The 7,682-nt window shown below is 74.0% G+C and carries 7 protein-coding genes; 5 read left to right on the forward strand and 2 right to left on the reverse strand.

The window, feature by feature from the left end; all coding sequences use genetic code 11:
* The first annotated feature begins 281 nt into the window (after positions 1-281).
* Positions 282-1,082 carry a helix-turn-helix transcriptional regulator gene (locus AB0C78_RS50220; protein WP_151542996.1) on the forward strand — a complete coding sequence of 267 codons (801 nt, stop codon included), beginning with the start codon at positions 282-284 and terminating at the stop codon, positions 1,080-1,082.
* A 32-nt stretch (positions 1,083-1,114) separates the two neighbouring features.
* On the opposite strand, the gene AB0C78_RS50225 is transcribed toward AB0C78_RS50220, so the two are convergent.
* Positions 1,115-2,227 carry a globin domain-containing protein gene (locus tag AB0C78_RS50225; RefSeq protein WP_360762793.1) on the reverse strand — a complete coding sequence of 371 codons (1,113 nt, stop codon included), beginning with the start codon at positions 2,225-2,227 and terminating at the stop codon, positions 1,115-1,117.
* A gap of 658 nt (positions 2,228-2,885) precedes the next feature.
* Here AB0C78_RS50225 and AB0C78_RS50230 point away from each other — a divergent pair.
* The 3 genes from AB0C78_RS50230 (at position 2,886) to AB0C78_RS50240 (ending at position 5,504) form a co-directional block, all read left to right on the forward strand.
* The gene (locus AB0C78_RS50230; protein WP_151542987.1) at positions 2,886-3,635 is read left to right on the forward strand and encodes a gamma-glutamyl-gamma-aminobutyrate hydrolase family protein; all 750 of its coding nucleotides are present in this window, start codon (positions 2,886-2,888) and stop codon (positions 3,633-3,635) included.
* A 76-nt stretch (positions 3,636-3,711) separates the two neighbouring features.
* Positions 3,712-4,686: an alpha/beta hydrolase gene (locus tag AB0C78_RS50235; protein WP_360762797.1), complete on the forward strand. Its 975-nt coding sequence runs from the start codon at positions 3,712-3,714 to the stop codon at positions 4,684-4,686.
* The gene (locus AB0C78_RS50240; RefSeq protein ID WP_360762800.1) at positions 4,683-5,504 is read left to right on the forward strand and encodes an enoyl-CoA hydratase/isomerase family protein; all 822 of its coding nucleotides are present in this window, start codon (positions 4,683-4,685) and stop codon (positions 5,502-5,504) included. Before AB0C78_RS50235 ends, AB0C78_RS50240 begins: the two co-directional genes overlap by 4 nt.
* A 36-nt stretch (positions 5,505-5,540) precedes the next feature.
* Here the strand turns inward: AB0C78_RS50240 and AB0C78_RS50245 are convergent, their stop codons facing one another.
* A complete protein-coding gene (locus AB0C78_RS50245) occupies positions 5,541-5,975 on the reverse strand; it encodes an SRPBCC family protein (protein WP_360762803.1) in 435 nt (144 codons plus the stop codon).
* Positions 5,976-6,096: 121 nt separating this feature from the next.
* On the opposite strand from AB0C78_RS50245, the gene AB0C78_RS50250 reads away from it, so the two are divergent.
* The gene (locus AB0C78_RS50250) at positions 6,097-7,563 is read left to right on the forward strand and encodes an AMP-binding protein (RefSeq protein WP_360762806.1); all 1,467 of its coding nucleotides are present in this window, start codon (positions 6,097-6,099) and stop codon (positions 7,561-7,563) included.
* Positions 7,564-7,682: the final 119 nt, after the last annotated feature.

Consider the following 7,682-nt stretch of genomic DNA (forward strand, 5'->3'; position numbering starts at 1 on the left):
CCCGACCCCGGTCGGGGCCGCCACTCCGCACACGGCTCGGTGCGGCCCGCGCCATCGCGCCGCGCGCCGCGGCCGGCAGGAGGCCGGCGCACCTGGTCCAGAAGATGCTCGCCCCCCGCTACCCGCCTGGTAGAGACCTCGTCGGCCACTCCGACACGCGGAGTTGGCTCCCCGGTTGGCTCCCTTCCGGCCGTCCTCGTCGGCTGACGTGGGTGGATGGATTACCTCGGGGGTAATCGGCGGGATGACGTCGGGGTCGGTAGCGTCGGGGCGTGACGACAATGACGACGGCGTTGAGCGACGTGCGACCCATCGGAGAGCAGCTGCGCGCATGGCGGCAGCGGCGGAGGCTGAGCCAGCTGGAGCTGGCGTCGGAGGCGGACGTGTCGACCCGGCACCTGAGCTTCGTGGAGACGGGCCGGTCGGCGCCGAGCCGCGACATGGTGCTGCGGCTCGCCGAGCACCTGGACGTGCCGCTGCGGGACCGGAACCTGCTGCTGGTCGCCGCCGGGTACGCGCCGGTGTTCGACGAGACGCCGATCGAGGAGCCGCGGATGGACTCCGTCCGCGCGGCGCTGCGGCAGGTGCTGGACGGCCACGAACCGTACCCGGCGGTGGTCGTGGACCGCTTCTGGAACCTGATCGACGCCAACTCCGCGGCGCAGTTCTTCATGGAGGGCGCGCCCGCGGAACTGCTGGAGCCGCCGCTGAACGTGCTGCGGCTCAGCATGCATCCCGACGGGATGGCGAAGAACATCCTCAACCTGGCGGAGTGGCGCGCCCACATGATCGACCGGGTGCGGCGGCATGTCGCGCTCACCGCGGACGCCGCGCTGACGCAGCTCTACCAGGAGCTGCGGAGCTTCCCGGGGGACGTGGGGGAGGCGATGGCCCCGCCCGCGGACCACGACGTCTTCGTCCCGCTGCGGATGCGGGTCGACGGCCGGGAGCTGTCCTTCTTCAGCACGATCGCGACGTTCGGGACGCCCGTGGACATCACCGTCGCCGAGCTGGCGATCGAGTCGTTCTACCCGGCGGACGAGGCGACCACCGCGTTCCTGAAGGAGCGCGCCGGCTGGTGACCCGCCGTCCCGGGGCGGCGGGCCACCGGCCCTCACTCCTCGGCCTTCAGCAGGTCGTGGTGGACGCGTTCCAGCGGCATCCCGAGCCGCTGGAGCGCGGCGACCGTCGTCCGCACCATCGGAACGGGGCCGGCGACGTAGGCGTCGCGGTCGTCCCAGCCGCCGTCCCAGCCGTCGAGGTCGGCGAGGACGTCGGCGGGCGTGCCGCGCAGGCCCCGGAAGTCCGGCTCGTCGGACAGGACGGGCAGGACCCGCACCCACGGATAGGCGGACTCCAGCAGGCGCAGGTCGGAGAGGTCGTACAGGTCGCGTTCGGTGCGGGCGCCGACCAGGAGCCGGACGTCGCGCCGCCGGCCGGCCGCGACGGCCTGCTCGGCCAGCGCCTTGACGGGGGCGAGGCCGGTGCCGCCGGCGACGAGCAGCAGGTCGCGGCCGGAGTCCGGGTCGAGGGTCATGGTGCCGGTGGCGGGCCCGAGCAGGACGGTGTCGCCGGTCCCGGTGTCGCGCACCAGCGCGCCGCTCACCCAGCCGCCGGGGCGGGCCCGCACGTGCAGCCGGAGGCGGCCGTCCGAGCGGGGCGCGTTGGCGATGGAGTAGGGCCGCCAGACGCGCGGCCACCGGGATGTCTGCACGGTCACGTACTGGCCGGACGTGAACGGCAGCGGGCGCTCGGGACTGAGGGTGAGGACGGCGAGGTCGTCGGCGCGGCGGTCGTGCTCGACGACCTCGGCCGCCCACCAGGGCGGGGCGCCGCCGGCGTCCCGCTCGGCCGCCTCGGTCATCGCCGCGGCGGCGGACCGGTACGCCTCGGTCCACGCCTCCTCCGCGCGCGGGCTCCACACGTCGCGGGCGAAGACCCGCAGGGTGGCGAGGAGGGCGTCCTCGACCGCGGCGTAGTGCTCGGCCGTCACCCCGTACCGGCGGTGGTCGCGGCCGAGACGGGCCAGGTAGGAGGCCAGTTCCTCGGGGTTGTCCTGGCTCCAGACGATGCGGGTGAGCGCGTGGAAGAAGCGGTCGCGCTGGGCGTCCAGCGCGATCGGGAACAGCGCGCGCAGCCGCGGATTCGCGGCGAAAAGGCGGCCGTAGAAATAGCCGACGGCCTTGTCGGAGCGGGTTTCGAGGCGGGTGAAGCTCTCCTTGAGCATTCGGGGTTCCGTTGACATGGCAAGCACGCCCCCTCGGCGGGTGGAGGCCGGGACCGCCGGCGGTTCGGCGCCTTCGGCGCTCCGCGGTGCCCGGCTAGGTGAGATTCTCGCATCGAAATTCCCAGGTCCTCAAGGTGCCGCCGTCCGGACACCCCGTGTTGTCACAGTATGTAACTGATTTTCAATTCCCTGTGATCACAGTAATCGCGACAAATAGGGCGAATACTGGACGGTACTGGATTCGTCCGGGAAGATCGGCCGCATTGGCGCCCGTTCCGGAAACGCTGATGTTCGCCGACGGACCGGCCGGGCCCCGGACGGCGGCGGCATGAGCGGAGCGTCCGGAAGCGGTGGACGGATCTCCACCTTGGTAGAAGATCTGCCGGTTCGGTAATGGATGTTCTCCGGAGGCGGCCCGCCGGACGGGGGCGGGCGCCCCGGGCCGCCAGACCAAGATCGTCCAGGTCGCGGGCCCGAACCGGGCTCGGGGCTTCGGCCTGCGCGGATCGGGGCCGTGCGGCTAGCTTTGCGGAGAAAGGCCGGGGGCGGGACGGTCCGTGGGGGCGGGCGATGCGCCATGATGTGCACGCAACAGTGGTGAATCGCTACATATCGGTAGCCGACCCGTGGCCAGTGCTCAGCAGAGGGGAATCCGCGCATGTCAGAGGCGATCCGAGGGGCTCCGGGCCCCGCCGCAGGGGGAGGCGCGCCGCCGCTCATCGGCATCACCACCTACGAGGAGCCGGCCCGCTGGGGCGTCTGGGTCCGCGAGGCCGCGCTGCTCCCGGCGTCGTACGTGCGGTCGGTCGAGCGGGCCGGCGGCGTCCCCGTGATGGTGCCGCCGACCGGCAGCCTGCGCGGGCTCGCCGCGCTCGTCTCCCGGCTGGACGGGCTCGTCCTCGCGGGCGGCGGCGACCTCGACCCGGAGCTGTACGGCGCCGAGCGGCACGCCGAGACGGGGCCGCCGCAGCCGCAGCGCGACCGGTTCGAGCTCGCGCTCGCGCGGGCCGCGGTGGACGCCGACCTGCCGTTCCTGGCGATCTGCCGGGGCATGCAGGTGCTCAACGTGGCGCGCGGGGGCGCGCTCGTCCAGCACCTGCCGGAGGCCGTGGGGCACAAGGCGCACGCACCCGAGGTCGGGAAGATCGGCACCCACCGGGTGCAGATCAGCGCGACCAGCGCCGTCGGCAAGATCCTCGGTGACGCCGCGGACGTGCCCACCTACCACCACCAGGCGGTGAGCCGCCTCGGCAAGGGCCTGTCGGCGGTGGCCTGGGCGGAGGACCAGGTCGTCGAGGCCGTGGAGCTGCAGGGCCACCGGTTCGGCCTGGGCGTGCAGTGGCACCCCGAGGACGGCGACGACAAGCGGCTGTTCGAGGCGCTGGTGGCCGAGGCCGCCGGCCGCTGACCGGGGATTGATCCCCCGCGCACCGGGGAAGGCGAAGCGGTAGATTCCGCGCAGATCGCCCCCTGGAGGCCGCCGCATGCCCTTGCATCCGCAGACCGTGAGCTTCCTGGAGCTGCTGTCCGCCTGGACGGCGCCGCCGGAGGGCGCGCCGCCGGTCGAGGTGGACGCCGGGCCCACGATCGAGGAGATGCGGCGCAGGATCGGCGAGGTGTTCCCGGTCGTGCGGCGTGAGCTTCCGCACGTCGAGGACCTGGCCGTCCGGGGCCCGGGCGGTCCCGTCACGGTGCGGCTGTACCGTCCCGAGCCGCTGGAGCGCGGCCCGCTGCCCGCCCTGGTCTACCTGCACGGCGGCGGCTGGGTGCTCGGCGGTGTCGACAACGTGGACGCCGCGTGCCGCGACCTCGCGGCGGGCGCCGGGTGCGCGGTGCTGAACGTCGGCTACCGGCTCGCGCCGGAGAACCCGTTCCCGGCGGCGGTCGACGACGCCTGGGCGGTCGTGGCGGCCGTCGCCCGCGAACCGGCCCGCTACGGCGTGGCGCCGGGCGCGCTCGCCGTCGGCGGCGACAGCGCGGGCGGGAACCTGGCCGCCGCCGTCGCGCTCCAGGCCCGCGACCGCGGCCTGCCCCTGGCCCACCAGCTGCTCGTCTACCCGGTGACCGACACCGCGATGGACACCCCGAGCTGGCGCGAGTACGGCACCGGGTACGGGCTGGACGCCGCGACGCTCGCCCGGTTCATGGACCTGTACCGGGACGGCGCCGACCCCGCCGACCCGCGGCTCGCGCCGCTGCGCGCGCCCGACCTCGCCGGCGCCGCGCCCGCGACCGTGATCACCGCCGAGTGCGACATCCTGCGCGACGAGGGCGAGGCGTACGCGCGGCGCCTCGCCGCGGCCGGGGTGCCGGTGGAGGCGCGCCGCTTCGACGGCGTCGTGCACTCGTTCTTCCTGCTGCCGGAGATCTTCGACGCCGGTGCCGAGGCGATGGACTTCGCTGTGCGACGATTGCGCGCGGCATTCGGCGATCAAGCGGCGGAGGGCAGTGCGGCATGAGCGACGCGGACGCGGGCCAGGAAAAGGACGCGGTCTACGGGAAGTACGTGCGGCTGAAGCTGGACTGGGCGGCGGACGGCGTGCTGCGCGTCACGATGAGCACGCCGGGCAAGCTGAACGCCCTCGACACGGTCGGGCACCGGGAGCTGGCGGAGGTCTGGCGGGACGCCGACGCCGACGACGCGGTCCGCGCGGTGCTGGTGCGCGGCGAGGGCACGGCGTTCTCCGCGGGCGGCGACATGTCCATGATCGAGGAGATGATGGGCGACCACGCGTCGCGGCGCCGCATCATGCGCGAGGCCCGCGACATCGTGATGAACGTGCTGAACTGCTCCAAGCCGGTGGTCAGCGCGATCCAGGGGCCCGCGGTCGGCGCGGGGCTGGCGGTGGCGATGCTGTCGGACATCTCGGTCGCGGGGCGCACCGCGAAGATCATCGACGGGCACGTCCGGCTCGGCGTCGCGGCGGGCGACCACTCCGCGATCATCTGGCCGCTGCTGTGCGGGATGGCGAAGGCGAAGTACTACCTGCTGCTGAACGACGTCCTCACCGGCGAGGAGGCCGAGCGGATCGGGCTCGTGTCGGTGTGCGTGGACGACGGCGAGGTGCACGAACGCGCGCTGGACATCGCCGGGCGGCTCGCCGCCGGGCCCGCCGAGGCGATCTCGTTCACCAAGCACGCGCTGAACAACTGGCTGCGGCTCGCCGGTCCGACGTTCGACGCGTCGCTGGCCATGGAGTTCTTCGGGTTCACCGGCCCCGACGTGCGGGAGGGCGTCGCGGCGATCCGGGAGAAGCGCCCGCCGCGGTTCGGCTGACGCGGTCCGGCTGAGCGCCGTCCGGGGCGCCGGCGGTCAGGAGAAGCGCCGGGCGAGGGCGTCCAGGCCGGTGGCGTAGATGCCCGAGGACAGCGTCTTGCCCATGGCCTCCTCGTCGCCGGCGTCCGCGGCGAACTCGCCCCACCATTCGACGAACGCCTGCCCGGTGCCGGTCACGGGGGCCACGCGCAGGCGGGCGCTGGCGTCGCGGATCGGCAGCGGCGCCTCGAGGACCTGGTACCAGTAGCTGCGCTCGGCGTCGTCCAGCCCGGCGAGCCGCTCGCGGAACACCGAGTCGCCGTGCCCCCAGACCCGGCGGACGCAGCCGACGCGGTCGCCGGGGCCGCCGTCCTCGATCACGCTCGTCTGCAGGCCGGGCATCCAGTCGGCGAGGTTCCCGAAGTCGCGCAGGTAGGCCCAGACCTCGTCGGCGGTGGCGTCGATCACGGCGCTGGCGTACGACCTCGGCATCGGTTCTCCTCGGCGCTGCGGGGGATGCTGCCCCCATGCTGGCCCGGCGGATGTGATCTCGGCAACAGCGGGACGGGCCCGGATGTTGACCGATCCGAACGCGGTTCGGAAGGATCGGGGCATGCTCCTCGGTGACCTCGCCCATCGCGGCGCAGCGCTCTGGCCGGACCGGACGGCGTTCGCCTGGGACGGCCGCGCCCGCACCTACCGCGACCTGCACGCCCGCGTCGAGCGCTGGGCCGGGCTGCTCGCCGCCGGGGGAGTGCGGGCCGGCGACCGGATCGCGCTGCTGACCGTGAACGTCCCGGAGGCGATCGAGACCGCGTTCGGCGCGTCGCTGATCGGCGCGGTCGTGGTGCCGCTGAACGTCCGGCTGGCCCCGGCGGAGATCCGGTTCCAGGTCGCGGACGCGGCGGCGCGGCACGCGGTCGTCCACCCGGCGCTCGCGGACCTCGCCAGCGCGTCCGGCCTGCTCGACCTGACCCACTGGATGATCGGCCCCGAGCTCGACCGGGCCCTCGGCGAGGCGCCGCCGCACGACCTGCCGCGTCCGGCCCCGGACGCGCCGATCATCCAGCTCTACACGTCCGGCACCACCGGCCGCCCGAAGGGCTGCCTGCTCACCAACCAGGGCTGGGTCGCCGCCACCGCCAACGCCGTGCACGCCTTCGGCATCACCGGCGCGGACCGCCTCCTCGGCGCGCTGCCGCTGTTCCACGTCGCCGGGTACGGCGCCGCGCTCGGGCATTTGGCGGCCGGCGGGACGGTGGTGCTCCCGCCGGGCGCGTCGCCCGACGTGCTCTGGCCGCTCGTCGCCGAGCACGGCGTCACGGTCGCGATCTTCCCCACCAGCACGGGACGGGCGCTGCGCCACCCCGCCGCCGCGCCTGGAACGCTGCGGCTGGTGTTCGGGATGGCCGGCACCGAGCGCGCGCGCACACTGGAGGAGCTCCGCGACCTCGGCATCGGGTACCGGGGCGTGTACGGGTCGACGGAGGCGGGCAACTTCGTCACGATCACCACGCTGGACGACGAACTCGAGCGCCCCGGCACCGTCGGCCTGCCACTGCCGCCGTTTGACCTCGCACTGGACGGCGCCGACGAGCCCGGCGAGGTCGGCGAGCTTCTCCTGCGCGGCGCGAGCGTGATGGCCGGGTACGCGGGGCTTCCGGACCCGATGGACGGCGGCTGGCTGCGCACCGGCGACCTGATGCGCCGCGACGCCGACGGCTACTTCCACTTCGTCGACCGCGCCAAGGACATGGTCCGCAGCGGCGGCGAGAACGTGTACTCCGCCGAGGTCGAGCAGGTGCTCGTCCGGCATCCCGGCGTGCTGGACGCCGCGGTGATCGGCGTCCCGGACGCCCGGTGGGGCGAGGCGGTCAAGGCGCTCGTCGTCGTCCGGGCCGGGACGACGCCCGCCGACCTGGACGCGCACTGCCGCGCCCACCTCGGCGGGTTCAAGCGCCCCCGCTGGTACGAGCTGGTCGACGCGCTGCCGCGCAACCACTCCGGCAAGATCCTCAAACGCGACCTGCGCGCCGCGCACGACCCGGAGCGCTCCGTCCGCCTCACCGAAGGCGCCTAGAACCGCGTTCACTCGAGGTGAGTCGCCGTCATGAGGCGCCTCATGACGGCGGCTCACCGCGAGCCGGCGGTCAGTAGGAGAGATAGGAAGAGCGTCGGGTGGGGGGAGAGTGTATGGGT

The sequence above is a fragment of the Actinomadura sp. NPDC048394 genome (assembly GCF_040651755.1).
Classification (GTDB): domain Bacteria; phylum Actinomycetota; class Actinomycetes; order Streptosporangiales; family Streptosporangiaceae; genus Spirillospora; species Spirillospora montaniterrae.